This window comes from Streptomyces sp. NPDC052910, from assembly GCF_055585605.1.
The window spans coordinates 20,609-44,815 of record NZ_JBVJJR010000016.1 but is presented as its reverse complement, the minus strand read 5'-3'; the positions used below and the strand labels follow the sequence as shown (position 1 = coordinate 44,815).

Annotated in this window: 30 protein-coding genes and 2 pseudogenes; 25 read left to right on the top strand and 7 right to left on the bottom strand. The window is 69.9% G+C overall.

Annotated elements, in window-relative coordinates; translation table 11 throughout:
- The first annotated feature begins 5 nt into the window (after positions 1-5).
- From ACZ6X9_RS32765 to ACZ6X9_RS32740, 6 genes are all read left to right on the top strand, one after another.
- A complete protein-coding gene (locus ACZ6X9_RS32765) occupies positions 6-440 on the top strand; it encodes a hypothetical protein (protein ID WP_469781679.1) in 435 nt (144 codons plus the stop codon).
- Between the two features lie 92 nt (positions 441-532).
- Positions 533-673: a hypothetical protein gene (locus ACZ6X9_RS32760; protein ID WP_469781678.1), complete on the top strand. Its 141-nt coding sequence runs from the start codon at positions 533-535 to the stop codon at positions 671-673.
- Between the two features lie 93 nt (positions 674-766).
- On the top strand, positions 767-1,609 hold the full coding sequence (locus ACZ6X9_RS32755; protein WP_469781677.1) for a hypothetical protein: 843 nt from the start codon (positions 767-769) through the stop codon (positions 1,607-1,609).
- A complete protein-coding gene (locus ACZ6X9_RS32750; protein ID WP_469781676.1) occupies positions 1,606-3,045 on the top strand; it encodes a P-loop NTPase family protein in 1,440 nt (479 codons plus the stop codon). Before ACZ6X9_RS32755 ends, ACZ6X9_RS32750 begins: the two co-directional genes overlap by 4 nt.
- Positions 3,046-3,121: 76 nt before the next feature.
- Complete coding sequence (locus tag ACZ6X9_RS32745; protein ID WP_469781675.1) at positions 3,122-3,313, top strand: hypothetical protein; 192 nt, start codon at positions 3,122-3,124, stop codon at positions 3,311-3,313.
- Positions 3,314-3,400: 87 nt separating this feature from the next.
- A complete protein-coding gene (locus ACZ6X9_RS32740) occupies positions 3,401-3,901 on the top strand; it encodes a hypothetical protein (protein ID WP_469781674.1) in 501 nt (166 codons plus the stop codon).
- Positions 3,902-3,986: 85 nt separating this feature from the next.
- Here ACZ6X9_RS32740 and ACZ6X9_RS32735 read toward each other — a convergent pair whose 3' ends face one another.
- A complete protein-coding gene (locus ACZ6X9_RS32735) occupies positions 3,987-4,181 on the bottom strand; it encodes a hypothetical protein (protein ID WP_469781673.1) in 195 nt (64 codons plus the stop codon).
- 114 nt (positions 4,182-4,295) lie between these two features.
- Here ACZ6X9_RS32735 and ACZ6X9_RS32730 point away from each other — a divergent pair, with 114 nt between their 5' ends.
- The 12 genes and pseudogenes from ACZ6X9_RS32730 to ACZ6X9_RS32675 all read left to right on the top strand — a co-directional run bounded on the left by ACZ6X9_RS32730 (position 4,296) and on the right by ACZ6X9_RS32675 (position 11,387).
- Positions 4,296-5,102, top strand: coding sequence for a hypothetical protein (locus tag ACZ6X9_RS32730; RefSeq protein ID WP_469781672.1), 807 nt, complete (start codon positions 4,296-4,298; stop codon positions 5,100-5,102).
- 167 nt (positions 5,103-5,269) lie between these two features.
- Entirely contained in the window at positions 5,270-6,127 is an 858-nt protein-coding gene (locus ACZ6X9_RS32725; RefSeq protein ID WP_469781671.1) for a DUF4097 family beta strand repeat-containing protein, read from the top strand.
- A complete protein-coding gene (locus ACZ6X9_RS32720; RefSeq protein ID WP_469781670.1) occupies positions 6,051-6,509 on the top strand; it encodes a zinc finger domain-containing protein in 459 nt (152 codons plus the stop codon). Before ACZ6X9_RS32725 ends, ACZ6X9_RS32720 begins: the two co-directional genes overlap by 77 nt.
- A 315-nt stretch (positions 6,510-6,824) precedes the next feature.
- Positions 6,825-7,289 (top strand): RRQRL motif-containing zinc-binding protein, encoded by a 465-nt coding sequence (locus tag ACZ6X9_RS32715; RefSeq protein WP_469781669.1) that lies wholly within the window; start codon positions 6,825-6,827, stop codon positions 7,287-7,289.
- 30 nt (positions 7,290-7,319) lie between these two features.
- Positions 7,320-7,868 (top strand): hypothetical protein, encoded by a 549-nt coding sequence (locus ACZ6X9_RS32710; RefSeq protein ID WP_469781668.1) that lies wholly within the window; start codon positions 7,320-7,322, stop codon positions 7,866-7,868.
- A gap of 402 nt (positions 7,869-8,270) precedes the next feature.
- A complete protein-coding gene (locus tag ACZ6X9_RS32705) occupies positions 8,271-8,852 on the top strand; it encodes a hypothetical protein (RefSeq protein WP_469781667.1) in 582 nt (193 codons plus the stop codon).
- A pseudogene (locus ACZ6X9_RS32700) lies at positions 8,849-9,117 on the top strand (hypothetical protein). The gene ACZ6X9_RS32705 and the pseudogene ACZ6X9_RS32700 overlap by 4 nt, the downstream one beginning before the upstream one ends.
- A 1-nt stretch (position 9,118) precedes the next feature.
- Positions 9,119-9,285 (top strand): annotated as a pseudogene (locus ACZ6X9_RS32695) (pRL2-8).
- A gap of 84 nt (positions 9,286-9,369) precedes the next feature.
- Positions 9,370-10,314: an AAA family ATPase gene (locus ACZ6X9_RS32690; RefSeq protein WP_469781666.1), complete on the top strand. Its 945-nt coding sequence runs from the start codon at positions 9,370-9,372 to the stop codon at positions 10,312-10,314.
- Between the two features lie 96 nt (positions 10,315-10,410).
- Positions 10,411-10,680, top strand: a complete 270-nt coding sequence (locus tag ACZ6X9_RS32685) for a hypothetical protein (protein WP_469781665.1) — start codon at positions 10,411-10,413, stop codon at positions 10,678-10,680.
- A 21-nt stretch (positions 10,681-10,701) separates the two neighbouring features.
- Positions 10,702-10,902 carry a hypothetical protein gene (locus ACZ6X9_RS32680; RefSeq protein ID WP_469781664.1) on the top strand — a complete coding sequence of 67 codons (201 nt, stop codon included), beginning with the start codon at positions 10,702-10,704 and terminating at the stop codon, positions 10,900-10,902.
- Positions 10,902-11,387 (top strand): hypothetical protein, encoded by a 486-nt coding sequence (locus tag ACZ6X9_RS32675; protein ID WP_469781663.1) that lies wholly within the window; start codon positions 10,902-10,904, stop codon positions 11,385-11,387. The genes ACZ6X9_RS32680 and ACZ6X9_RS32675 overlap by 1 nt, the downstream gene beginning before the upstream one ends.
- Positions 11,388-11,434: 47 nt before the next feature.
- Here ACZ6X9_RS32675 and ACZ6X9_RS32670 read toward each other — a convergent pair whose 3' ends face one another.
- Positions 11,435-11,638, bottom strand: a complete 204-nt coding sequence (locus ACZ6X9_RS32670) for a hypothetical protein (protein WP_469781662.1) — start codon at positions 11,636-11,638, stop codon at positions 11,435-11,437.
- A 360-nt stretch (positions 11,639-11,998) separates the two neighbouring features.
- On the opposite strand from ACZ6X9_RS32670, the gene ACZ6X9_RS32665 reads away from it, so the two are divergent.
- From ACZ6X9_RS32665 to ACZ6X9_RS32655, 3 genes are all read left to right on the top strand, one after another.
- Positions 11,999-12,214 (top strand): hypothetical protein, encoded by a 216-nt coding sequence (locus tag ACZ6X9_RS32665; protein ID WP_469781661.1) that lies wholly within the window; start codon positions 11,999-12,001, stop codon positions 12,212-12,214.
- A gap of 8 nt (positions 12,215-12,222) precedes the next feature.
- Positions 12,223-12,525: a hypothetical protein gene (locus ACZ6X9_RS32660; protein WP_469781660.1), complete on the top strand. Its 303-nt coding sequence runs from the start codon at positions 12,223-12,225 to the stop codon at positions 12,523-12,525.
- Between the two features lie 207 nt (positions 12,526-12,732).
- Positions 12,733-12,951: a hypothetical protein gene (locus ACZ6X9_RS32655; RefSeq protein ID WP_469781659.1), complete on the top strand. Its 219-nt coding sequence runs from the start codon at positions 12,733-12,735 to the stop codon at positions 12,949-12,951.
- A 325-nt stretch (positions 12,952-13,276) separates the two neighbouring features.
- On the opposite strand, the gene ACZ6X9_RS32650 is transcribed toward ACZ6X9_RS32655, so the two are convergent.
- The 3 genes from ACZ6X9_RS32650 to ACZ6X9_RS32640 form a co-directional block, all read right to left on the bottom strand.
- Positions 13,277-14,191 (bottom strand): ParA family protein, encoded by a 915-nt coding sequence (locus ACZ6X9_RS32650; RefSeq protein ID WP_469781658.1) that lies wholly within the window; start codon positions 14,189-14,191, stop codon positions 13,277-13,279.
- A 32-nt stretch (positions 14,192-14,223) separates the two neighbouring features.
- Positions 14,224-15,690 carry a ParB/RepB/Spo0J family partition protein gene (locus ACZ6X9_RS32645; RefSeq protein ID WP_469781657.1) on the bottom strand — a complete coding sequence of 489 codons (1,467 nt, stop codon included), beginning with the start codon at positions 15,688-15,690 and terminating at the stop codon, positions 14,224-14,226.
- Positions 15,691-15,879: 189 nt separating this feature from the next.
- Positions 15,880-16,758 (bottom strand): hypothetical protein, encoded by an 879-nt coding sequence (locus tag ACZ6X9_RS32640; RefSeq protein WP_469781656.1) that lies wholly within the window; start codon positions 16,756-16,758, stop codon positions 15,880-15,882.
- Between the two features lie 276 nt (positions 16,759-17,034).
- Between ACZ6X9_RS32640 and ACZ6X9_RS32635 the strand changes: the two genes are divergently transcribed.
- The 3 genes from ACZ6X9_RS32635 to ACZ6X9_RS32625 are packed head-to-tail and all read left to right on the top strand — an operon-like array spanning position 17,035 to position 20,184.
- On the top strand, positions 17,035-18,120 hold the full coding sequence (locus ACZ6X9_RS32635) for a tyrosine-type recombinase/integrase (protein WP_469781655.1): 1,086 nt from the start codon (positions 17,035-17,037) through the stop codon (positions 18,118-18,120).
- Between the two features lie 4 nt (positions 18,121-18,124).
- A complete protein-coding gene (locus ACZ6X9_RS32630; RefSeq protein WP_469781654.1) occupies positions 18,125-18,442 on the top strand; it encodes a helix-turn-helix domain-containing protein in 318 nt (105 codons plus the stop codon).
- Complete coding sequence (locus tag ACZ6X9_RS32625) at positions 18,439-20,184, top strand: hypothetical protein (protein ID WP_469781653.1); 1,746 nt, start codon at positions 18,439-18,441, stop codon at positions 20,182-20,184. The genes ACZ6X9_RS32630 and ACZ6X9_RS32625 overlap by 4 nt, the downstream gene beginning before the upstream one ends.
- A gap of 82 nt (positions 20,185-20,266) precedes the next feature.
- Here the strand turns inward: ACZ6X9_RS32625 and ACZ6X9_RS32620 are convergent, their stop codons facing one another.
- Positions 20,267-20,731, bottom strand: coding sequence for a hypothetical protein (locus ACZ6X9_RS32620; RefSeq protein WP_469781652.1), 465 nt, complete (start codon positions 20,729-20,731; stop codon positions 20,267-20,269).
- Between the two features lie 298 nt (positions 20,732-21,029).
- On the opposite strand from ACZ6X9_RS32620, the gene ACZ6X9_RS32615 reads away from it, so the two are divergent.
- Complete coding sequence (locus tag ACZ6X9_RS32615; RefSeq protein WP_469781651.1) at positions 21,030-22,946, top strand: hypothetical protein; 1,917 nt, start codon at positions 21,030-21,032, stop codon at positions 22,944-22,946.
- A gap of 198 nt (positions 22,947-23,144) precedes the next feature.
- Here ACZ6X9_RS32615 and ACZ6X9_RS32610 read toward each other — a convergent pair whose 3' ends face one another.
- Positions 23,145-24,035 (bottom strand): endonuclease/exonuclease/phosphatase family protein, encoded by an 891-nt coding sequence (locus tag ACZ6X9_RS32610; protein ID WP_469781650.1) that lies wholly within the window; start codon positions 24,033-24,035, stop codon positions 23,145-23,147.
- Positions 24,036-24,207: the final 172 nt, after the last annotated feature.

Sequence of the window (24,207 nt, the reverse complement as noted above, 5' to 3'; positions counted from 1 at the left end):
CCACCGTGTCTGACCTCGTTCCCGCGATCGGCGGCGCCCTGCAGAAGACCGGCTCCGTCATCGTCGGCGCGGTCCGCTTCGGCATCGTCGTCGCGCAGATGACCGCCGCCAGCACCACCATGGCGGGCCTGTCCCACCAGGTCCGCTCCACGTTCAAATACGTGGAGGACTGCGCGGACTCGGTCGACAAGCTCGCCGACCTCGCCGCGTCCAAGGCCGTCGACCAGTCGACCGTCAACGAGCACCGCGAAGCGGCGACCGTGATGCGGTCCTGCATGGACGAAGCGGAGGCCATGGCGGTGGAGTGCGAGGAGATGGCCGCACTCTTCCACGAGACCGCCGACGGCCACATCGCCGACTACGGCGCGGTCGCGGACGCCGCGGGCAACATGCCCGACGGCATCGAGATGGCCGACCGCACCTTCTACAGCAACCGCTGACCCACACCTGCTCCCGACAGGAGATTTCGACGAGCAAGAGGAAGCTCAACAACGCCCTCCACAGCGAGGAACTGGCCGGAGCCCGCCGCAGCGTGGCCGCCGCCGACAGGACCACCTGCCACCGGCACCAGTCGTGGACCGAGGACTGCGCCGACCAGCACACCCCGGGCAGCCCCGGCCGCGGGATCGACGAGCGGATCGACCTCGACTACGTGCGCGGCAACCGAACCTGACCAACACGCACCACCACCAACCCACCTCAGCACCAAGGGCGGCGAACCAACCGGTTCTCCGCCCTTCTCCATGCCCCCGAAGGAGAGCCACCGATGATCCGCCTCGGCCCCCTGCGCGGCCGCCTCGCCCTGGCCCGCAACGCCTTCGGCCGCGTTACCACCGTGGCCGGCACCGGCGCGCTCGCCACCGGAACCTTCACCCACGACCTCTATGGCCCCTCCGTGCTGGCCGCCCTCGGCTGCGCAGGATGGGGCGCCCTGTGGTCGCTGACCCTGCCGCGCAACGCGGCGGGCAACACTGCCATGGGCCTGTACCTGTCCCCGTCGGTGTCCATGGCCGCGCTGCTCACCGCGCAGCGCATCGTGCCCGGCATCGACTGGTACTGGCAGATGCTCGCCGACGCCGGCTGGAGCGCCGTGGTGCTGTACGTGCGCCCGGCCCGCCTGGCCCGCGTCCTGGCCGGCCGCGAGAAGTCGCTGACCCCCGAGGCCATCGAGCAGACCCAGGAACTCCTGACCGCCGACACCGACCAGGCCAGCCCGCAGCACCCGATGGCCGCCTACTGGGCGCAGCACGTCGCCATCGAGGGCGGCGCCGCCCCGAACACCGTGCTGGAGCAGATCGAACGCACCGGCGAGGAGTCGATGACCGCCGTCATCCGCTCCACCCTCCCCGGCAAGCCGGTCCCGAAAATCGACCTGCTGGAGCTGTCCGCGGCCATCAACTGGCCCGAGGACGACATCGCCATCACCCCCGTCCCCCGACAGGGCGCCGGAGTCCGGCGGCTGACCGTCGGCCAGGCCCCCGAGGAAGCCCTGGACATCTATACGGCCTGGGAGAAGCTCATCGCCCCCAAGGGCATGCCCTCCACCGTCATCACCGCGATCCGCACCGTCGACATCCCCGACGAGGAGACCAAGGAGCTCCCCGCATGAGCAAGATCTACGAGCTGACCGTGGAAGCGGCGGAGGCCGGCGACATCATCACGTATCACCCGATGAAGCTCGCCGCTGCCCTGCGCATCACGGACGTCAACCGGCTCGCGGTAGAGACCAGCGTCATGGGCGACAAGGCGCTGGTCACCATCTACCCGCACGACCCGCTCGCCCGCGTCATCCTCGCCGACCCGCAACTGCTGGTCATGGACGACCGCGGGCGGGTGTGGATCGGCCGCTACCACAACGGCCGGCCCTCCATGCTGCGCCTGTACGACCCGGCATCCGGCTCCGCACAGCGCCTGCTGCTGTTCGGCACCACCGGCGCGGGCAAGTCCACCGCCGGGCAGATCATCCTCGCCGCGATGAAGCGGTCCGGGATCGCCGTGCTGTACGCCGACCTCAAGGGCGGCCAGTCCGCCCCCGAGGCGTACGGGCAGACCGGTCCCGGTACGGACGGCAACGTCGCCTGGCGGGTCACCACACAGGAAGGCACGATGGCGCAGCTACGCACGACGTGGCTGACCATGATGGACCGCCAGGAGCGCTACGCCCGCCTGGGCCGCTCCAAGTTCCTGCGAGGCCGGCCCGACCCGCTGATCTACCAAATCGTGGACGAGGCCAACCGCCTCCTGGAGAGAGGCGCGCCCTACCGGGACGAAGCCACCTTCTACATCAAGGACATCGGCCGCACCGGCCGCTCCCTGGGGGTCGGCATCGGCCTGTTCGCGCAGGCCGGCCACCTCGAGGAGATGGGCGGCAGCGACACCCTCCGGGCGATGCTCAAGGAGGGCGAGGTCATCCTGCTGCGCTGGACCAGCTCGATGATGAAGCAGTTGGTGACCGACGGCCTGCTGCCCGCCGGACAGATCCTCGCCCCGATCCCGAAATACGCGGGCGAAGTCGACCTCGTCTCGCAGTTCGACGAGGAACACACCGACGACGACCGGCCCGGCACCCAGGGCACCGCCTACAACGTCAACGGCCGCTACCCGACGTCCAAGATGCGGTTCTGGAACATCGGCTCGGCCATCCCCACCGAGGGCCTGGACCCGATGGTCCTCGACCTGTACGGCCCCGGCGCCCCGCCCGAGATCGAGGAAGCCGCCTGGGACCTCATCGGGGACGCCTACGGCCAGCGCCTGGACGGCATGGAGGCCTACCAGGCCGTCTTCCCCGAACCGGAGGAAGACGAGGACGGAGAAGGCGGTGGCGGGGGCAAGAAGAAGGGCGGCGCCAAGGCCGCCGTCTCCCCGGTCCCGGCCTCCCAGCCCAGGCCCCGCGCCCGCACGCTGCGCGACCGCATCGAGGCCGTCCTGGACGCGCACGACGACCCGCTGGACGCACTCCAGATCCTGGAGCTGGTCAACGCCGACGGCGGCCGCGAGGTCAAGCTCGGCAGCGTCCGCAACACCCTGACCGCGATCAGGAACTGACCCTTACCCCTCGCCCGGCCGGGCCGGGCCTCGCGCCCCGCCCGGCCGCCGGCCTTCCCTGAAGGAGTTCTCCACTGTGGCGCTGACCGTCTCCCTGGTCGTCTTCGCCGGAATCATCGTCGTGGTCCTGCTGCGCACCGGCTACCTGCGGCTGTGGCCCGCGCTCGCCGCCGTCCTGTTCGGCTTCACCCTCGCCTCCACCGGCATCGCGCCCGCCATCAACAACGCGATCAGCAGCGTCGCCGGATGGATCAGCACCCTCGGATAACCCAACCCACTGCCGCTCCCCCGCCCCTCGCGCCCTCCCCGCCACACGGCAGGGAGGGCGCGCGCGTACCTGAACGGAGACACCACGATGGACTTCCATTCCGCCGGCGGCCGCCCGATGTCCGACTCCGAGGCCGCCGCCGAAGCCAAGCGGATCATCGAGGAGAACTTCCGGCCCGAGCCGCCGGTCCACTTCCCGACGTCGTTCCGCGACCACTCCCCCCTGCCCGCCTACGGCGACGCCCCGCCTGCCCCTCAGGACGACCGCCGGATCGTGCCCGCCTGGGCGGCCGGGATCGCGGTGGCCTCCATCGGGGTCGGCGCCGGGGTCACCGGCATCGGCTGCGGTGCCTGGCTGGTCCTCCAGGGCCTCGCCTCGGTCACCCTGACCGGCGTCCTGATGATCACCCTGCCGTTCGCCGGTCTCGCCATGGCTGCCACCGCGATCGGCGGCGCGATCAGCCGCGCCCGCTCCGTCGTCACCAAACACATCTACGAGGGCCCGGTCATCCAGAAGACCGAGATCAACAACCACAGCACCACGCGCGGCATGTTCTTCGCCCGCACCCGCACCGACATCCACATCTGATCCCGGCACCCTGCGCCGTACTCGAACCCCGCCAGCACAGCCGGGAGTCGAGTGCGGCGCAGGCCGCCCCGGGCAGCCCGCGCGATCAGTCGCCGTCCAGGTAGATCAGCAGGCGGCCGTACTCATCGACCTCCGCCTCGTAGATCACGCCGCCGACGACCGCATGGTCGACGACGACCTCGAAGTCATCTTCGTCGTCGATCCACAGCACACCGTCGTCGTCCGTGAACGCCGGATATATCACCCCGTCGGCGATCACCGCATCGAACTCCACTGCCATCGCGCCCCCTTGCTGCTCCTGGCCCCGCCCCAGCCTGGCGCACCACCAGGCCCCGGCGACAGAGACATGCCCATCCCGTACGCAGCGTCACCGCCCCCGAAGGAGATGCCGACCGTGGCTGACCACAACGACCGCACCCCGAACATCCCCGGCCAGCGCCGGGAGTCCCCGACCGCCGACGACAGCCAGGCCCTCGACTCCCCCGAGGCCCCACCCGTGCCCTCGCTCGACAAGGAGCCGCGGCTGGAGGCCCTGCGCGAGCGGTGGACCGACGCCTGGGACGACGGCGGCTTCCTGCACGCCCGCTGGGAAGACCTGCGCCGCGCCCCCGAACTCGGCTGGCACGGCATGGCGACCTGGGCGAAGGCGGCGCTCGGACTCGCCGGGATCTGCGCAGTCCTGATCCTGCTGGACGGCGCGACCGACGTCTTGGCCGACGCGCTGCACCACCTGCTGACCGCCGTGCCGCGCGTCCAGATCGGCGCCGACACCTCCAACGGAGTCCTCGCCGTGGTCGATCAGCCGATCCGCACCTACATCGCGGCGCACTCCGCCGCGCTGCCGATCAGCGCCTCCACCGTCTACACCGTCTGGCAGTTCGCCGGGCTCTTCGGCCTGGTCGGCGGGTTCTTCCGCAGCAGCGGCGCGCGCCTGACCTGGACCGCGTGGGGCGCGGCCAGCATCGCCATGGTCTGGGACGCGGCCCCCGCCGACGGCCGCCCCATCGCCACCGGCCTCGCCATCCTCGCTTGGACCGCCGCCTCCGCCTTCGCCCTGCGCGGCCTGACCCTGCGTCCATCGCTGCTCATCCACTACCCGGCCCCCGGCATCGAGATCCGCCCGGAGATCCACGTCCCCTCCCTGCCCTCGGCCCCGGCCACCGAGCAGACCCTGCACAGCAACTGTTCCTCCCGGGACTGACCTCCGGTCGCTCCGCCTGGTCCTCGCCGCCCGCTCATGGGCGGGCGAGGGCTGGACAGACCGACCGGCCACCTCGCGCCGCGCCCGCCGACGAACAGCCGGCGGGCGCGGCCCATGAGACGCGGGGGCCGCCCAGCCTCCGCACGCTCCGACCAGAGGAGTCCACGTTGAGCACCTCCCAGACCTTCACCGCTGACGTCGCCGGCGCCGTCTGGACCGACGTCATCAGCCACGTCGGCACCGTCACCGTCACCGTCGACCCGACCCTCAAGCACGCCGAGATCACGGTGAGCACGGGCGACGACGACGGCCCGCTCGCCGACGCGGTACGGGGCGCGACCAAGAGCGAGAGCCGTTACCAGAACCTCGACTGCATCACCGTCCGCGTACCGGAGGCCGAGGGCAGCACAATGATGATGGGCGCCTCCACCTTCCGCTTCTCCGGCGGGAACATGGTCGTCGGCCAGAACTTCGGCGTCATCTCCGGCTCCGTGACCGGCATGACCATCGCAGGCGGCGACGTCATCATCGGCGGCCGCAAGGTCGTCTCCAACGGACGCGTCGTCGCCGAGCAGGGCACTGTCGTCTCCGGCGGCGGCATGGGCTCCATCACTGTCGACGTGAAGCTGCCCAGCGACCAGTCGTCGCTCCGACTGAGCACCACCAGCGCCGACCTGACCGTGAACGGTGACCTCCAGGTCCTGGACGTCCACTCGGTCTCCGGCGACGTATGGGTCCGCGGCGTGCACACCCTGCGCGGCAACACCACCAGCGGCGACTTCGAGGCGGAACGGGTCGGCGCCCGTGTCGATGTCACCTCCGTCTCCGGCGACATCACGATCGGCGCCTACAGCGGCGTCGAGTTCCGGGCCAACACCGTCTCCGGGGACGTCGACGTCCACACCACCTCGGGCGCCACCGGATCGATCGACGCCAACACGGTCTCCGGTGACATCACCACGCGCGGCACCGGCCGGCTTCACGAACGCATCCGCACCGTCACCGGCCGCCACCGCCGCCGGTGACTTCCCCCCGGGGCGGCCGCCATCCCGGCCAAGGTTCGCCGGCCGCCCCGGGCCCTCCCCTCCCGCCCCAACAGGAGCAGGGGGGCAGACATATCGACCCCCACTCCCCCACTGGAGCCCGACACGACCCCGCGCCCCGACGACCAGGCCCGCGCCAGGCCGCGGCCTGGTCGCCCGCCCCAAGGAGACCTCCGTGCCCTACATCCCCGACCAGCCCCTGACCCCCGCCGACGCCCCTGCCCTGAACTCTCCGGCCTTGACGGTCGCCTGCCCAGCCTGCAGCTCGCAGCCAGGCGCCCTGTGCACTTCCCACGGCGGTACTCGCCTACGGCGGCACGACGTCCACCGGGCCCGTGCCGCCGCCCACGCATCTGCCACCTGAACAGTCGTGCCACGGGCCATCGGCACCCCCGCCCGCTCCGGCTCACTCAGCGCTCACCTGACGCCCCGTCTGATCCTCGCCCATCCCGTTCTGGAATCGACGAGGACCGGACGGCCGACCGGCGCCCGCCACCCCCAACGCCCGCAGCGGCTTTCCCCCCCGGCGGGGCGCAGCACTGCCCGCCATCAACCCTGTTGGAGGACAGGCCGTGCTCATCCCCCGCCCACGCCGCCGGATCGGCCAGCCCCGCCCGCAGCGCCCCGGCCCCCGCTACCCGCAGCGTCCCGCCCGGCTCCCCGGCACCTGGAACCGGTGATGCCCCGCCCCCGGAAGAAGGGGCACCACCGCGAGGTCAAGAAGGTGCCGCGCAGCACCGCGACCTTGCCGGAGTACGACCGGCGCACCTGTCCCGAGGGCCTGGTCGCGCGCCGCCAGTTACGGGACAAGGCCCTCAGCCCCGGCGGGCACGGACCGGTCGCGGTCCTGCGCTGCAAGGGTTGCGCCTACCGGCCCGACCAGTCGTGCAACCACCCCACCCGGGGCTGGCTCTACGACGTGGACCTCGCCAGGCCGAAGCGGACGCCGACGCTCGCGCAGGAATGGGCGCTGGACCGGGCGATGGCCGCGCGCCAGACCTGCCCCCAGTGCGGCCGCTGCTACCACTTCTGCCTCCCGCTGCGCACCCAGGGCTGCTGCGACCCGTGCGCCAGGGGCTACGAGCCCAGCCCCGACACCTACTTGCCGTCCACGGCGCCGGTCGTCCACCGGCTGGCCGCCTGATCACCGAGTCTCCCGAAGGAGAAGTCGCCCATGAGCCTTTTCACCCGCCGCCCCGCCGTGCAGGACCCCGCGACCTGGACGCCGCCGGGCACGACCGTCGTCCAGCGCTACCGCAACACCCTCGGACCGCTGGAGGGCGCGGTCGTCCTCGTCTACACCTCCGCCAGCGACCGCAGCTCCTCCTACGCCGCCGCGTGCCTGGGCTGCACCTACCGCGCGGCCCGCAACGACCGCCGCGCCCGGCTGGGAGAGGCGGAAGCCGCCGACCTCGCCAACACGCACGCCGCCCACTGCCGGGCGATCAACCGGGGCCTTCCGCAGATCCCCGACGACGACACCGCCGCGCAGATCGTGCGCAACCGCCTGGGGAAGTTGCGCCCGCACGGCCCCTCCGCATACCCGGTGCACCTGACTGACCTCCTCGAGGACCGCGTCGACCTCCAGCGCGACGACGACTTCGTCAAGCAGGTGATGTTCGAGATCGCCCGGACCGACCGCGGCTTCCTCAAGGCCGAACCCGCGTACAGCGGCAGCACCGGCACCCGGTTCCTGCTCCAGCCGCCCCCGCTGCGGAAGTGACGCGGTCCGCCCCCGCACGGCGGTGCTCCTGGCGGCCGTCGTCCCGGCCTTGGCTGGCACGGCGGCCGCCGCCGTCCTCAAGGCCGGCCACTGGCGGCTGCACGCCGACCGGCACCGCATCGAGCTGACGCCCCGGCCCCACCCCTCCTGTCCCGGCTGCCGGGGCGCGGGCGGCTGGTGGGTCGGCGGTGCGAACCCGGAGATGGAGGCGTGCAGATGCTGGTCCGACCGGCGCGAGCTGCGCATCCGGCTCCTGCCCGTCCCGGCCCGGCCAGACGGACCGCCGTCTGAACGACCCGACCCCGGCCGGTGCGGCCGGGGTCGGACCTCGGGCGGCCGCGCATCGGCAAAGGGCCGGCCACCTGCTCCCTCACCCAGATCCGAGATCAGGAGACCTCCAGCATGCCCCGTCACCTCACCGCCGAGCGCCTCGCCCTGTTCGGCACCCTGCTGGCCACCTTCGGCGAGCTGCATCCCGCATGTGACCACTGGGTCCAGGGGTCGAAGACGGCTTCGCGGAAGCGCCTGTACGGCAAGGACCTGGTCCACGCCGACGGCTCCCCCGCCACGCCGGACTCCACCCGCCCGACCATGACCACCAGCACGCTCGGCAGGCGCGCGGTGGCCTGCCACGTCGCGTCGTACACGGCCGCGCAGCTCGGGGCGACCGTCGCGATCACCCGGGCGTTCGGCTACCGCGTCACCCCCGGCGCGCTGCTCGCCGGCGCGGCTATCAACGCCGGAACGCACGCCGCGATCGACCGCGGCGCCCTTCTGCTGTGGCTGGCAAAGAAGACCAAGAAGACGGGCTACATCGAGCACTGCCAGGCGGTCCGGCTCGACGACGAAGGCGCGGTCACCAAGGAGATCACCGGGCCGGGCAGTGCGTGGATGGAGTTGGACGCGGCGCTCCACCGCGCCATCGGCGTCGGCGCCGCCGCCGTCACCACCTGGCTCACCACCCGCCCCGGCGGCCGCCGGTGAGCCGCACCCGCCTGGAACGCGTCCGCGCCTCGGTCGGGATCGCCTCGCTGGCCCCCAGCAGATCGAGGACGACCTCAGCGCCGACGACGTCGACCAGGAGGAGCTCGCCGCGATCCTGCGCGAGCTCATCGAGGACACCGACCCGCCCGGCGGCTTCATCGCGGCCCTGGCGCAGATGCTCACCGTCGCCGCCCTGATCACCGACAACGCCGGGATGCGCCTCATCTGGGCTGCCCGAGCCCTCCACCCGCAGGGAGGCAACTGAGATGGCGAGCAAGAAGGCGACGAACCCGCCCCGGGGGCAGTGCACCCAGTGCTGGTACCACGCGACGCCAGCCGCGAGGCCCACGCCGGGCTCGGTCCGCGCGAGGACTGCCCGCAGTGCGTGGACCACATGAAGAACGGCCACCCCGCCCACATGATCGTCCGCTGACGGTGCTGCGCGCAGCCCTCACCCCGCCCACGCCGGGCAGCCCTTTCCCGGGCTGCCCGGCGCGTCACCCGCAAGGAGACCGGCATGACCGAGCTGATCTACCCGCAGATGCCTGAGCACAGCCTGGTGGTCCTCATCGGCCCGTCCGGGGCCGGGAAGTCCACGATCGCGCGCACCTGGCCTGCCTCACAGGTCCTGTCCCTGGACGCGCTGCGCGAGGTCGTCAGCGACGACGCAGGCGATCAGGACGCGACCGGCGACGCGGCCGCCGCCCTGCACCTGCTCCTGGAGGCGAGGATGCGCCGTCGGCTGTTCACGGTCGTCGACGCCACCAACGTCAGCCGGTCCGCCAGGGAGCCGCTGGTCGCCGCCGCGAAGCGACACGACATGCTGCCCATCGCGGTCATGGTCGCCACCCTCGGCAGCGTCTGCATCGAGCGGCAGGAACCGCGGCCGGCCAACCGCACGGTGCCGGAGGCCACGGTCATTAAGCAGCGTCGGGACATGGTGGCTTCGCACCGAACCCTCAAGGCGGAGGGCTTCCCCGAGGTCGTCTTCTCCGACAGCCTCTGCCGGCTGCTGCCGTTCCTGGAACGCCTGAGCGGAGCCCGGCAAGCCGATCTCGGGCTGGACGGCGGCGACGGCCTCGGTGACCTGAACCTCGTGTCCCGGGTGTTCAGCGAGGAAATCGTGCCGTTGTGGCGATGGAAGGACGGCTCGAACGTCGCCGGCGGCGACCGGGTCGCGGAGATCCGCCTCGGTCAGCAGTACCTGACCCTTGCCCTGCGCACTGACGTGGACGGGGAGGGGGCCGTCGGGTTCGACGTGATGGTGCCGTGCCCGCACGACGACGAGTGCACCGGCTATGCCTGGGTGCCCGCCTACAGCGTCACCTGCCTGTTCCGGGCGCTCAACGGCGACCTGGACGACGACGAGGACATCGCCTGCACCGTCCACGGCCCGAACAACGGCGACGACCAGGACGACGACCCCGAAGGCCGCGCCGACCTCGAAGCGATCCGCGGCTGACGGACTCTCCGTGCTGCCCCGGCCCCGGCTCGCCGCCGGGCCGGGGCGGTCGGGGTGGTCCCTCAACCGCCGCGATCACGAGAGGAGATGGACGTCATGACCCTGCCCTACTTCGAGGTCGACGTCCTGGTCCCGGCTCCCGGCGCGCTCCTTGAATGGCGCGACAGCCAGCACTTCGACGGCTGGCAGGACCGCCCCTGCGTGCTGTGCGACAAGCCCACGCCGATGCGCTCCCACGCCGGGGAGCCCATCCACAAGGCGTGTGCCGAGGGCTGGATCGCCGCGAACCCCGTTGAGGCCCGCCGTGAGGGCCTGTTCGCCTCCGACATCCAGCCCAAGAGCACCCTGCGCGCGACCCACGTCTGATCCCCTCCTCTCGGAGGTCCCATGAGCAGCACCGACCGCGACGTCGACCACGTTCTCGCCTACCCCGAGCCGCCGGCCTCCCTGCTCTGGCACCGCCACGGCGCCAAGGCCCGCCCACTCACCCCCGACCAGCAGCGGCGCAACCGCGAGCTGCTGGACATCGCCCAACGCACCACACCCCGCTCCCCTCGCCCCATCGAGACCCTGGCGGAGGCCAGCTAATGGACACCACGCACTGCGCTGTCGACGGCTGGGTCGACGCGATCCCCGTCCCCGGCCCGCGCATCGGGACTGCCACCTTCGACCTGGTCGTCCGGCCCACCGACATCGACACCGTCGACGACGACGTCCCCGACACGGTCATCACCTGCACCAGCGGCGACCCTCGGATCACCCACGAGCTGCTGAACGGCGTACAGCCCGGCGACCTGCTCCGTGTGACCGGCATCCTGGTCCAGCCCCCGGTGCCCGGCGAGCCCGCCCGGCTCACCGTCGACGCCCTGGAGGTCCTGGACACCGCGCTGGTCCCGGTCCTGCGGGAGATGGTGCTCGACAGGTATGGCGACTACGTCGTCGTCTTCGACGCCGACACCGACACGGTGCCCGTCTTCACCGTGCACGGGAAGTGGGTCGGCCTGGCGGACAATCCCGACGCCATTGCCACCCTCATCGACATCCACGAGCGCGTGAACGGCGGCGACGCCTGATGGCTACCACTGGGCAGGGCCGCCCGGGCGCGGAGGGACTTCGCCCTTCATGAGTCGGTGCGCGGAGCCGCCGCGCGTGTCTTGGCGCCGGCTGCTCTGCGCCGCTTGTCGATCCAGTCATGCATCGCTTCGATGAGCGCGTCGGACGGTGTTCGCCCCTCGCTGGCAGCGAGTTTCTCGAACTCGTCCCGCAGCGCCTTCGGGGGGCGGAACCCCATGACCTTGGTCTTTCCTGTTGCCGGGCGTCCCATTAACCACTCCTTTTCTGTTTAACAGAATCTAGTCTCCGCCTGCGCAAGTGGGTTGACAAGCTGGGTGGGAGGGGTGTTTTCTGTTTAACAGAAACTGGCAGTAGCCAGCCGCTCCGGCTGGATCGGCCGACAGTGAGGAGACCGCCATGGCTCGAATCACCCGAGCCGCATGAACAGCGACGCCGCCTACTGGGAGCACACCGCCGCCCCGCGCGGACAAGGCGGCAGCCAGCGGTGAGCGCACCGCTGCCGGCCAGAACGAATCCGAGTACACGCGGAAGTGCGCCTCCCGGGCCGCCGAAAACCGCTGACAGCGGTCTCCGGCAGCCACGACCCGATCGCACCGAATGAGGAGAACCGATGCCCGACATGTGGAGCGGCAAGCCGCTGCCCGAGCGTGGCAGGACCTACACCCATATCCACTACCGGCTGTACGACGGCCGCACCGGCCAACTGCTCAGCTTCAACTCGACGAACAGCATCAACTCGCTCGTCACCGACGTGCTCCGCACCCAGCAGGAGCACCCCGCCGCCCAACTCTTCGCCGTCGAGTACGACGGCCCCGCCTACCGATAGGAGAACCCATGTCCGCCACCGCGATCACTGCCGAAGACATCATCCGCCGCTACGCCGACGACATCGCCTACGTCGCAGAGGAGAGCCCGGCCGCCGACCTCGGCACCTTCATCGCCCAGCTCGACACCGCTGCCCCGCGCTTCAGCATGGCCGGCATCCTCGGGCACGAGGACTTGGAGACCGCCGCGATCCACCTCAACGAGGCCCACCACAGCGGCGACGAGATCGCCCGCAATGTCTTCCTGCACCGCGCCGACGCCCTCCTCTACCCGATCGTCTGGGACATGACGCAGGAGTACCGCGCCATCTGACCCGGACCCGGGCTAGCCCCGGCTGGGCTGGCGCCTCTCGTCTCACAACCGCGCAAGCACGGGCCCCGCCAGGCGGGGCCCGTGCTTGCGTCACGGCCCACCTCCTGGCCCGACGCGCCTGCGCCGCCGCGGCCACCAGGTCACCGTCCACCACCGCGACTTGCACCGGCCGGTCGTGCAGCGCCAGGCCGTGGAGCCCCTCGCCTCATGACCACCCGACCCGAACCGCACCTCAGCCAGTCGCACGCTCTGGTTGGCTGGGACCAGGCCACCTTCCGCTGCGGCCGGTGCGGCACCCACCGCACCGCCACCACCGAGGCCGACTACCTCCGGATCGTCAGCGCCCACCAGGACGCGCACGCCGCCGCCGACCGGCTGACCTCGATCGAACGCGACGGGATGGCTCGATTCTCCGCGTGCTCCTGACCGACGTCGACCTCTCCGCCCAACTCCTGACGCTCATCGACCAGGACAGCAGCGGCACCGTCTCCCGGACCTCGCGCTGACGGCTCCCCGTGCCGCTCCAACCCTCACCGGGGCTGGAGCGGTGCGGAGGGCTGGACAGACCGCCCGGCCTACCCCCGGAAGAAGTAAGAGGTCCTGGGACTGCGCCGCCGCCTCGGGAAGCCGGTCACCGGCGGCGTGTCGGCCGGCTGAGAACTTCGCTGACACGAAGGCCCGTACCCCGTGAAGCGTTAGCTCGGGGTACGGGCCTTCGTGTGTTTCGGGAATTTGTTTCCCGCGGGAAACGTCAGACTCGGCGCTCGAAACCGAGTGCAGTGGCGACCTTGTTGTACTCCCGTGCGGGCATGCTGTTCGGTGCGAAGATCGGGACGGGGCAGTCGTCGCGGTAAATCTTCGGCATCTCGCCGGACCAGTGAACGAGAGGCAGCAGGAACTCGCCGTAGGCGTCCTGAAGCTCTTCAAGTGTCTTGAAGTGCTCCTTGGTGCCGTACGAGGAGTTCGGCGCGGCACAGGCGAGGATCCGCTTCACCTCGGGAGAGATGCCCTTGGTGATGTACTTCCGCTGGGTGCGGATCTCGTGGAGCTTTTTCTCCAGACGCACGAGGGCTCCGGCCTCCTTGAAGGTACACAGCACCGGAGGGAGGACTTCGCCGTCGACATCCTTGTCCAAGGCGATGAACGCGGTGACGGTGGTGCGGCCATAGGTGGCGGGGCAGTCGATGAGGACGGCGTCCCACTCGCCGTCCATCGCCGCCAAGCCGTCGCGGATCCAGTACGCGTCGGCGTTGCGGTGGTCGTTGAGGAGCCGCTCGGCTTCGTCGATGTCCGGGTCGTCGATGTTGCCGGGGACGAGGTACAGGTTCTCGATCGGCTCGTACGCGGCGTCCGGATCCTCTGGATCGATCTCATCGACCTGATACCGGGCCTGGACGACGACGTCCTTCAGCTCGGCCTGCTCCTTCATGACGTCCGTGATCCCGAGCTGCCCCTCCCGGAACGTGCTGTGGCCCAGGACCTGGGTGCTGTTGCACTGCGGGTCCAGGTCGATGACGAGGACCCGGTACCCGCGCTGCGCGATGATCGCGGCGAGGCTGGTGCAGGAGCTGGTTTTAGCGGTGCCGCCGGCCTTGAGGGCGAAGACGAGAACGCGGGTTTTGTCGAGGACGCGCGCTCTGGCGAGCGCTGCGGTGGTGGTGGCCATGGAAGTCTCCGGAGAGCCGGGAAGGACGGTGTTCACTGCGCCTCCTGAGGGGAGAGGCCAAGCAACTCCTGCTCGTACTCGGTCGGCTGGTAGGCGACCTTGCTGGTCATGAGGAACTTCAAGTGCGCGCGGTCGCGGTCATCCCATTCACGGTCAGTCCTTGCGGCACGTACCTCGTTGGCGGCCAGAGCGATGGCGAACGCGGCCCGGCGCCGCAGGTTGGCATCACTACCAGCAGCGACCGCATCGAAGTAGGCGGGCGCCCGCCCGACCTTGGGCCCCTTCCCCAGGCTCCGCAGCCACTCATGAGCGCGGACGGCCGCCTCTTTCCACTCCTTCGGGTTCAGCACAGCGTTGACCAGAAGTCCGTCGACGACGGAGGCGCCTGCGTACCGCTCTTCGGAGAGAACCAGGCGACATGCGAGATCGCGCTGCTCGGCCGACTCGGCAGCCGCAAGGAGCCTGTCCCGCTCCTCAACCGGCTCCTCGGGCTCAGCTTCACCGGACGGCTTGCCGTCGGTGGAGCTGTCACCCGTCGCCTGGTGCGGAATTGGAGTCTCACTCTGCTGGCCAGAGGGTGCCCGCTCCGTTCCCTGCTCCTGACCATGTTTCTCGCGGGAAACGTCCTCGTCGCCCCCCGACGTCTTCGAGGTGTCTCCGGTCGGAGTGGAACCGTCTCGCTTCCTGCTTCCCGCGGGAATCACAGCTTCGAGCTTGAGGCGGTTCTTCGCCGCCTCCGCCGTGATCTTCTCGTCCTGCATCCAGCCGAAGGCCTTCAGATGCAGAGCGCGCGCGGCCTCGGAAGAGTTGCTGTCCTGTTCGTCCTTGATGGTCGACAGCGTGTAGCCGGCCTTGGGTGAGGTGCTGCCCGCGTGAATCGAATCCTGGATCTGCTGCGGAAGAACCAGCAGGTTGAGAATGCGCGTGACGCTTCCCCGGCTGCTGTAGCCAACTCGCTCGGCGATTTCCTCGCCAGTCAGGCCGCGACGCCGCAACAGATCCAGCTGCAGAGCCTGTTCGATAGGCGTGAGGTTTTCCCGATCCTTGTTCTCACTGATCAGGTTCTCCTCGACCGTGCGCTCCTTGGCCCATCGGTCGCGCAGGATCACCAGCATCGGCTTTCCGGCCTGAAGCGCAGCCTCGCGCCGGCGGTGGCCGGGGCCGAGGATGTAGGTCCGATCCGGATGCGGTACCTGATCCGCCCACTCCGGGTACATCTCCATGAACAGATCGGTATGCATAACGGCACCTGGCGTGTGGACGCCCTGACGCCGAATGCTGTCGACCAGTTCCTCAATGTTCCCCAGACCGAGACGCTGGTTCATGGGGTTCGGGCTGATGTCGGCCGGGTCGTGCTCGAACAGCTCCCCGTCTTCGGGATCGAGCGTGTGAATCCCAGAGATCGGACCCGGGCTGGGCACATCAACCCCCGCCTTCGCCCGCTCTTGGTTGAGCTTGCCGCCGCCCTTGTTCCGCATGGGCTTGCGTGGCGCGGTCATGAGTCCTCCGGGATGGTGCTGTGGTGGTAACGGAGGGAACCCTAGCGGTCGCCCACAGCCCGTACGCGTTTGGGCGCTGATGTTCGCTCCGGAGGATTGAGGGGCAGTCGCCGTCGTGTTTCCCGCGGGAAACACGACGGACGGACCCGGCCTCGACTCCTAGTGGCGAGATCCTTGTCGTGCGCGTGATCAGCGCTTACCCTTCGGCTTCTTCCGCTTCGGCTGGGCGCGCTGGGCCTTCGCGGGCGCGGCCGGCGGCACGACCTGCCGCGGCGTCGCAGCGGCGGCCTGCAGGCACGCGAGGATCCGCTCCTTCAAGGCCGCGGCCTGCTCCGGTGTCGTCGCGCTCGCGGGCGTCTCCAGGAGGTGAGCCTTGAGGATGGCGATCATGTCCCAGTCCCAGGGAGACCGCTGGGCGGGGGAGCGGGGGATCAGCCGCGCGTAGGACTCGTCGTAGAGCTGAGCGAGGAAGCCGAGCGCGTCCTGGTCGGCGACGTCGTTGATGCGTTCTCGCGCCGGCGCGCCGATCGCCATGCTCTCAGCCTCCCGGACCTGCCGGACGAGCCTGAGCCGCACGTCTTGCCGGGCCGGAAAGATCCCCGCGTCGGTGGCGAGCCAGGCCGCGGCCGCTGCGGCGACATAGAGCTCGGCGGGCCCGGGCTCGCCCGCGCTGCCACCCGACAGGTCCATCGGAGCAGACCCGCCCGGCACCTTGCGCAACACCGCGAGTGCGGCGTCGCGATGCCCGTCGGGCACGTACCGCTCGACCAGGTCTCGAGCGCCGGCAGCGACGGCCTCGTTGGAGATCGTCATGCCGCCCGCCCTCTCGGCGACGCTGAGGTAGGCGTTGACGAGGTCGAAGACCTGCTTGAGGGCGAACTCGTAGCGTGGCCTTGGGTAGCGGACACGGCCGGGGTCGTCGTCCCACGTGCCGATCCGGTCCACGAGAGCGGCGAGGGTATCGGGCTCACCATCGATGTAGGCGATCACCGCCCGCTGGGCCATGCCGGTCATGCGGCCCATCCGCTCCACCATCGGTGGCGGCATGGCCCCCATCAACGCGTCCATGTGCTCCCTCATCACAACGCCCCCTCCGAGTAGGTCGGCCCGACGCTATCAGCGGGCCGACCACCACCCGCAGTTACCGGTAAGCCCAGACGTCGTCCGTCGTTGCTGTCTGAACTCCCGCGAGTTCATCGCGGTAGCAGACAGCATGACGGGTCCGCAGGCCCGGTGGGGATGCGGTCACTCGATGGAGCGGAGAACCTGACCAGTCGTCGGGATTCCTGAGTGCTTGGCTGCATTGTCGACCCATGGTCGGTACTCCGGAACTCGGTGGTGTGGATGGCTCTGGCAGCGGTTCGCTCGCTCGGCGCCCCACGGCGGCTGGAGACGGCGCAGGACGCCGAGGACTTCGAGCAGGAGATCGTTGATCAGTACCTCCTCGCCGGCCTCGGTGCCGGGCTCGCCGACAGCGTCATCGAAGGTGACCGGTTCACGATCTTCGAGTTCGCCCGGGCGATCGGGCGCCCGCTGTGGACTGCGGGGCCCGAGGACGCTGACCGGTTTCTGGGCAACCAGCGCAAGGAACTGACGCGGGCGCCCAGCACCGTCTACGGGAAGGCGGGCCGGATCGGCCGCTTCTTCGACTTCATGCAAGTCCGCTACCAGGGCGACATCCTCACCCTGACCGGACACGCGGTGCAGCAGCCGATCGACGATTTCAACCGACCGGCCAGGCCCGGCTACGGCGCCGAGCGCGTACCTCCCGGCGACACGGAGGTCTCGCACCTCTTCAACGCCTGGGGCGCCTCCTTGCCCCACGCCCGCAAGTACCTGCCCGCGGCCCGGAACTACATGGCGGCCTCGCTGTGGCGCCGGGTCGGACTGAGGATCAACGAGTCCCGGATGCTCGACATCAGGGACTGGCGCCCCGATCTCGGCGATCACGGCAAACTGCACATCCGGTTCGGCAAGGGCAGCCGACGCCGGGGCCCCAAGCCGCGCGTCGTCCCCGCCATCAACTCGGTCGACGACCTAATGAACTGGTGGTTCAGCGACATCCGGCACCAGTTCGGCGATGACTGGCGCGACCCCGACGCGCCGCTCCTGCCCAGCGAGCGCCGGGATCCACACACCGGGTTGTGCACCCGGGTGGGCGACGACGCGCTCCGCACCGGCCTCGCCACCGCCGTGCACCTGTGGCTTCCCCGCTGGCACACCCACCTCACGCCCCACGTACTGCGGCACTACTGCGCCTCGTCCTTCTACCTGAACGGCATGGATCTCAAGGCGATCCAGGAAGTTCTCGGTCACGACTGGCTCTCCACCACGACCCGGTACATCCACGTACATAGCGATCACATTGAGACATCCTGGGCAGCGGCCAACGACCGGGTCTCGGCGCGTCTCCTGAGCGGAGGGAAGTGAGCGGATGCGCTGGAATCTGCGCCTCAAGGCGGCCGAACGGGGCATCTGGAAGTCGTCGGAATTCCGGCGGCGCCTGGCCGACGCCGGGCTCGACATCAGCGCCGGGAAGATGTCCGGCTGGTGGGCGGGGACGCCCACCACCATCCGCCTGGACGACCTCGACGTGATCTGTGAGGTCTTGAACTGCGAGCCCACCGACCTTCTCATCCGCGAGCCCGAGAAGGTCGCTGCCCTCCGCCCGGCCAAGCCGGAGACGGACACGGCAGTAGGGGCCCTTCCCGAGCCGCGGCTCGGCCGGAACCGGACGGTTCCACCAGCATGAGGAAACCACGTCCGTGCCCCCACTGCGGGGAACGCCCGGTCATCGCCTGGGACGTCGGCCACTGCCATCAGTGCCATCCCGACGGGCCGCAGACCCCGCCGCCGTGCCGGCGCTGCGGCACCACCGAGAACTACTACAGCGCCGGCCTGTGCCTGTGGTGCCACCCCGGGCGGCCGCTGGCGGCCTCCTCGTGCCCGGACTGCCTGGCATGGGGTGTCTACGACCAGAGCCGTGGCTTCTGCCTCGCCTGCCGGATGTTCCGCAAACGTCATCCGGACCGGCGTCCGTGCAGGATTTGCGGCGCCACAGCCCCGCTGATGGCCGAGGTGTGCCGACTCTGCCGGCGCCAGGCCCGGATGGTCCAGGCAGCCAGGAGCGGATCCAACACGCTGGACCTGGAGGGCTCGAACCGGTTCGGGCAGCAGCTGTTCTTCGGCGACTTCGACCGGCGCGTCCGGCTCTCAGTCCCGCTCCCGGTCCGTGAGCGGATGCGCCGGCCCAAGGCGCAGGCCCCCGCGTTCCGCTGGCCGCTCACCCCCGCCGACCATCGCCAGATGCTGCTCTTCGAGCCGCAACGCGACTGGAAACGAGCCCGGCCAGGACGCCTTCCCGACCCTGTCGATATCGAACTGGCCGCCGCACTCGAATACTTCGCCTACGAGCGCGGAGCCCGACTCGGCTGGCCAAAGCACCTGGTGAGAAAGGTGTACTCCACACTCCGCACCGCCCTGGCCATCCAGGAAACCCCCGGAGCCGCGGTCAACGCCAGCACCCTGCGGAAGTTGGCGAAGCCCCAGCTCACCATCAAGCACGCCCTGGCGGTCCTCGCCGACGCCGGTTTCCTCACCGACGACCTTCCCAAGAACACCCTGGAGGAGTGGGTCACCCGCGAGACCTCCGCCCTGCCGGCCGGCATGCGCGACGAAATCCGCACCTGGTTCGAGACCTTGCACCACGGCCGGACCACACCTCCGCGGTTCAAGCCCTTGAGCGGCCCGTGCCTTCGCAACTACGTGCGCTCAATCCTGCCGATGGCCCGATCCTGGGCCGCCGCCCACGACTCCCTGCGCGAGGTCACCCGGCAGGAGGTCCTCGATGCCCTGCCGCTCCAGGGCGCCGCTCGGTCAAGCGCCATCACGGCCGCCGGCTCCCTGTTCCGGGTCCTCAAAGCTCACCGGCTCATCTTCCACAACCCCGCCCGCAGACTCGGCGCTACCGACATCTGCACACTGCCACACCCGCTGGACTCCGCCTCTCTGGAACAGCGGCTCCGCGACCCGCACCCCGCTCGCGCCGCCCTCGGGGCACTGATCGCCTTCCACGCACTCACGGTCGCGGACCTCCGCCACCTAGTGCTGACCGATGTACGCGACGGCCGCCTGCACCTCAAAGAACGCGTCATCCTCCTGGCCCCGCCCGTCCGCGAACGGCTGGCAGCCTGGCTCGACCACCGGGCGAGACAGTGGCCCACCACCATGAATCCGCACCTGTTCATCACGCCGTCCACGGCCTACCGCACCGAACCGACCAGCAACGTCTGGGCCACCGGCGTCCTGGGCGTCTCCGCCCAGGCCATCCGCGAAGACCGCATCCTCGACGAAGTCATCGCCACAGGCGGTGACATCCGGCGACTGTGGGACCTGTTCGGCATGACCCCCGCCGGGGCTCGCCGCTACCTGGAAGCCGCAGAGCAACAGACGCTTCTCGACGGCGAGCCCAAGGCGGACACCGAGAAGGCGTGACAGCGCGCTTGCGAACCCCTCGGGTTGCTGTTGGGGTGCTCCGAGACAACCGGGTGTACATAGTCGGCGTGCTTCTCGCAGGTCAGAAGCATGCACGTCGACTTCGCCCCTCTGCGTGAGCAGGTTCTTGGCCGCTGTCGGCTTCGGCACGGCCTCGGCGGCCCGGGAGCCCGGCCGTGTCGGGCGGCAGGGAGCGACGGCTGCCGGGCCGTAGCCCGGATCGCGAGGCGTGCTCGGCGAGCGCGCGGTAGATGCCGGTGACGGAGGGGGCCTGGTCCTTGCACTTGCCGGTGGGGATGATCAGGTCCGGCTGGATCTGATCGACGGCTTCTCCAAGCGCCCGGCGTCGCAGCGCGGTGTGCAGCATGTCCTCGGTGATGGCGGGCGGCCGGCCGCCGTGCTTGCCCTTACGGGCCGTGGTGTCGAGGCCTTTGAGCGTGGACCCGCGGATGTTTTCCCGCTCGGTTTCGGCCATCGCCGCGAAGGACGCGCACAGCAGTCTGCCGTGCCCGCTGGGGTCGGCTTGGCCGGACCCCTTGTAGGGCATGGTCTGTCCGGCCTGCTGGTGGGCCGGGGTGGGGGGTGCCGCCAGGTCTGCACTGGCGGGGCGTTCGTGAACAGATTGATCATTTTTGGTCTGTTCGGTGGAGGCCCGGGGGTGGGACCATGCGGCGTTGCTGGTCCGGCCGGTTGGGTGCCGGGCTTCTTTTGTGTGTGGAGTGGTGTGGGTGTCGGAGCATGTGGATGCGCTGTCGGCGGAGCGTCTGGAGCGTCTACGCGCCTCGCTGCGGGGGGTGTCGAAGCATCCGCGGGCAGCGGGCATGACGTCGCAGGGATTTGCGAATGTGCTGTTCGGTGCATCCCTGCATGCGGCGGACCGGCTGCGGCAGGGCCAGAGACTGACCAACCTGGAGGGCCTTCTGGTGCTCGCTCTGAGGACAGTTGTGCCTCAGCAGGAGGTGAAGGACTGGGGTGGTGTGTACCGGGAGGCGGTGCAGGAGCTGGGCAGCCGGGTCGCCATGGTGCCCCCGGCCATTTCCAATCTGGCGGTGACCACCGGTTTCGAGCTCGACGACCTGACGCGCATGCTGCCGGACCTGGGGCGGGAGCATGCGGCGCGGCCGAACACGGCGGCCGTCAGCCGTGAGACCCTCGCGGCAGGAGGAACCCTCGACAGCCCGTCCTTCATCGAGGGTCTGCACGCGTACGGGTTCGGCGCCACCGTCTTCCAGCGGCCCGGGGCGGCGCTGCCCGCACGGGGCGCTGCCGGAGCCGGAGCTGAGACCGAGGCCGGGGAGCAGCAGGCGGAAACCGCCGCCACGCCGTCGGCGGCGGCGTTCCGGGTGAAGCTGGAGCTGGAGAGCTTCTCCTGTATCCGGGCGGTGGGGGACCAGTGGGGCGGCCGGGACGAGATCTACTGGGCCTCCTCGGTCGGCAGTGACACCACGGCCGGTCCGGGCTTCATCTCGCAGGAGTTCGGAAAGCTGAAGAAGGGGCAGACCCGCACCTTCGACACCGACAACCGCACGGTCTTCGACGACGCGGCGAGCGAGGGGGTCATGCTGGCCATCTCGGTGTGGGAGGCCGACCAGAGCCCCCCGGCCTGGGCCAAGGCCCTCCAGGAAATGCTCACCGGACTGAGCCACCAGCTCTTCAACCACTGGGGCTGGTCTCTGGTCGGCCTGCTGCCCGGCGGATACACAGAGATGCTCATCGGCCTCGCGGCCGAAGTCGCCTCGATGTTCGCCTTCGTCGCTTACCACGCCCAGAACCACGACGACTTGTCGGCCACCCGGGTCATCCTCCTTGACCAGTTCGACCTCGCCCTGCTGGCCCGCAACCAGACCAGCACCTGGCACTTCGACGGCATCGGCCACCACAGCCTGAAGGTGAAGTACGCCGGCGACCCGGTGCCCTTCCCCGCAGGCACCCTGGAGTACGCGGTGCGCACCGGCAGCACGTGGGGCAAGCCGATCACGCTGCCCTGGGAAAGCCAGTCCCCGCCGGCGCTGGTCTCGTACCGGGGCAAGCTGCACGCCATGTTCATCCGCCCCGGTGACAACCGGGTGATGCAGACCGTCCTGGACGGACAGGTGTGGAGCGAGCCGCGGGCGGTCAGCTACTGGGGTTCCCTGTTCCCGCCCGCCCTGTGCGAGAGCGCACACGATCTGCACTGCGTGCATGTCGGCTTGGACGGCAAACTGTGGTCGTCGTTCTCATCCGACGGCACTGCATGGAGCGCGCCACAGCAGGTGGCCGGGGTGGCAGCCAAGGGCCCGACCCTCGCCAGATGGGGAGTTCCCCTGGTCCTGAGCCAGACCGCCCCGGATGAAAGGCCCTACAGCACCTTCTTGATGACGGGCTGGGCGACGGAAACACAGGACAACCTCAACTGGCGGACGACCAATGCCGTGGGAATGGCCCGCTACAGGGACACCACCTGGCGGCTGGCTCGCGGGACGGACAGCAAGGTATACATCAGCTCTTTGGGCACGAGGGTCGTGGGCAACGAGGCCAGGCCTCACTGGACCCAGCAGCACGTCGCCCCCTGGCTGACCACGCACGGCCCGGCCCTGGCCGTTCACGACGACAAAATGTGGATCTTCCTGCGCGGCACGGACGGCGGCTTGTGGGCCGCAACCTACGAGTCGAACTGGAGTACCTCGACCTCCCGCATCGGCGGCAGCAGCCTGACTCTGATGGACGAAGCCTCGGCCGCCTCCTACAACAACAAGCTGTATGTGATGTACCGCCGCCGCTGACACACGGCCAGCACAGGTAGAACCACAGCCCCGCCCTCAAATGGGGGCGGGGCTCCACGGTGACCGGGTAGCGGCATCTGCACGAGAACGAGGCCGTCACAGGCTCGTCCTGTTCGACCTGCCGAAGACAATCGTCTGGTTCCTGGCTGGATCCTGCAACGGCCTGGTGGGTGCTGGCGAACCGGGCGCTCGAAACGCCTACCTGTACCAAGCAGACCCCAAGTTCTCGCCCGAGGTGCCGTCAGTATTCGCGAACCCACGGGAAACGAGGTCGAGGTCGAGGGTGACGACCAGACCGTGGTGGTCGCTCGCGCCGGCGGGGGTGTCGAGGAGTTGGTAGGAGAGGACGGCTGGGGCCAGCGGGGCGGACACCCACATCTGGTCGATCCTGTCGTCCGTGCCGGTCCGGGCGAGCACGGCCTCGTCCTTATCGCGGTCGTAGACGAGCCGGGCGGCGTCGCGGAGGCCGTTTTGTCTCAGCTTCCAGCCGATCCGCCGGTCCGGCCGCGGGGCTTCCTTGAGCTCCGGGTCGGTCAACACGGTCCGGGCTCCCCGATTGAACGGCAACTGGCGCGAGAAGTCCGGCTGCGGCCCCTCTGCTGGCGGGTAGTTAATATCACCGCCAACGATCACAAAAGGCCCATACCGGAACGACCGGGAGCAGACGTACTGCGCCTCGATGAGGGCCTGGTCCGCGCCCCAGGGTGTGAGGTGGACGGAGGCGACGGCTAGTGGCTGGGGGAGGCCGACGTCGAAGGCGGCGACGCCGAATCCGTGGTGGGTCTCCCTGGCGTTGTCGTCGTGTTTCCAGGCGATGCGTCGGCCCAGGGTCTCGCGTCGGTAGAGAAGGCCCGGCCCGCGGCCGGAGCCGGAGGGGGCGAGGAGCCCGTCCATGTCCAGGTCCTGCTCGGCGCGCACCATCTGGAGGTGGCCGTCGCGCTCCCACTGCTCCGTCTCCTGCAGGAGCACCAGGTCCGGGCGGTGCTGCCGGATCCGCTCGGCGAGCAGCGGCCAGCGGTCCTCGGCCGCGCCGGCCCCACTGAGCAGACCCCCACGGCCCAAGTTCTGCACCACTACCGTCAATTCCATTGGCCCCCCTTTGCTTTGTTCTTCGTGCCACACCCTGACGCTGCGATCATCCATTCCCTGCGAAGAGCGATTCACCCGGCATGCCGCCGGTCGACTGCGTGAAGGGGGGCGGTGGACAGGCCGGTGCGGAGATAGCGTGACACCGTTGATCCGATCGAACGGCGGGCGGGGC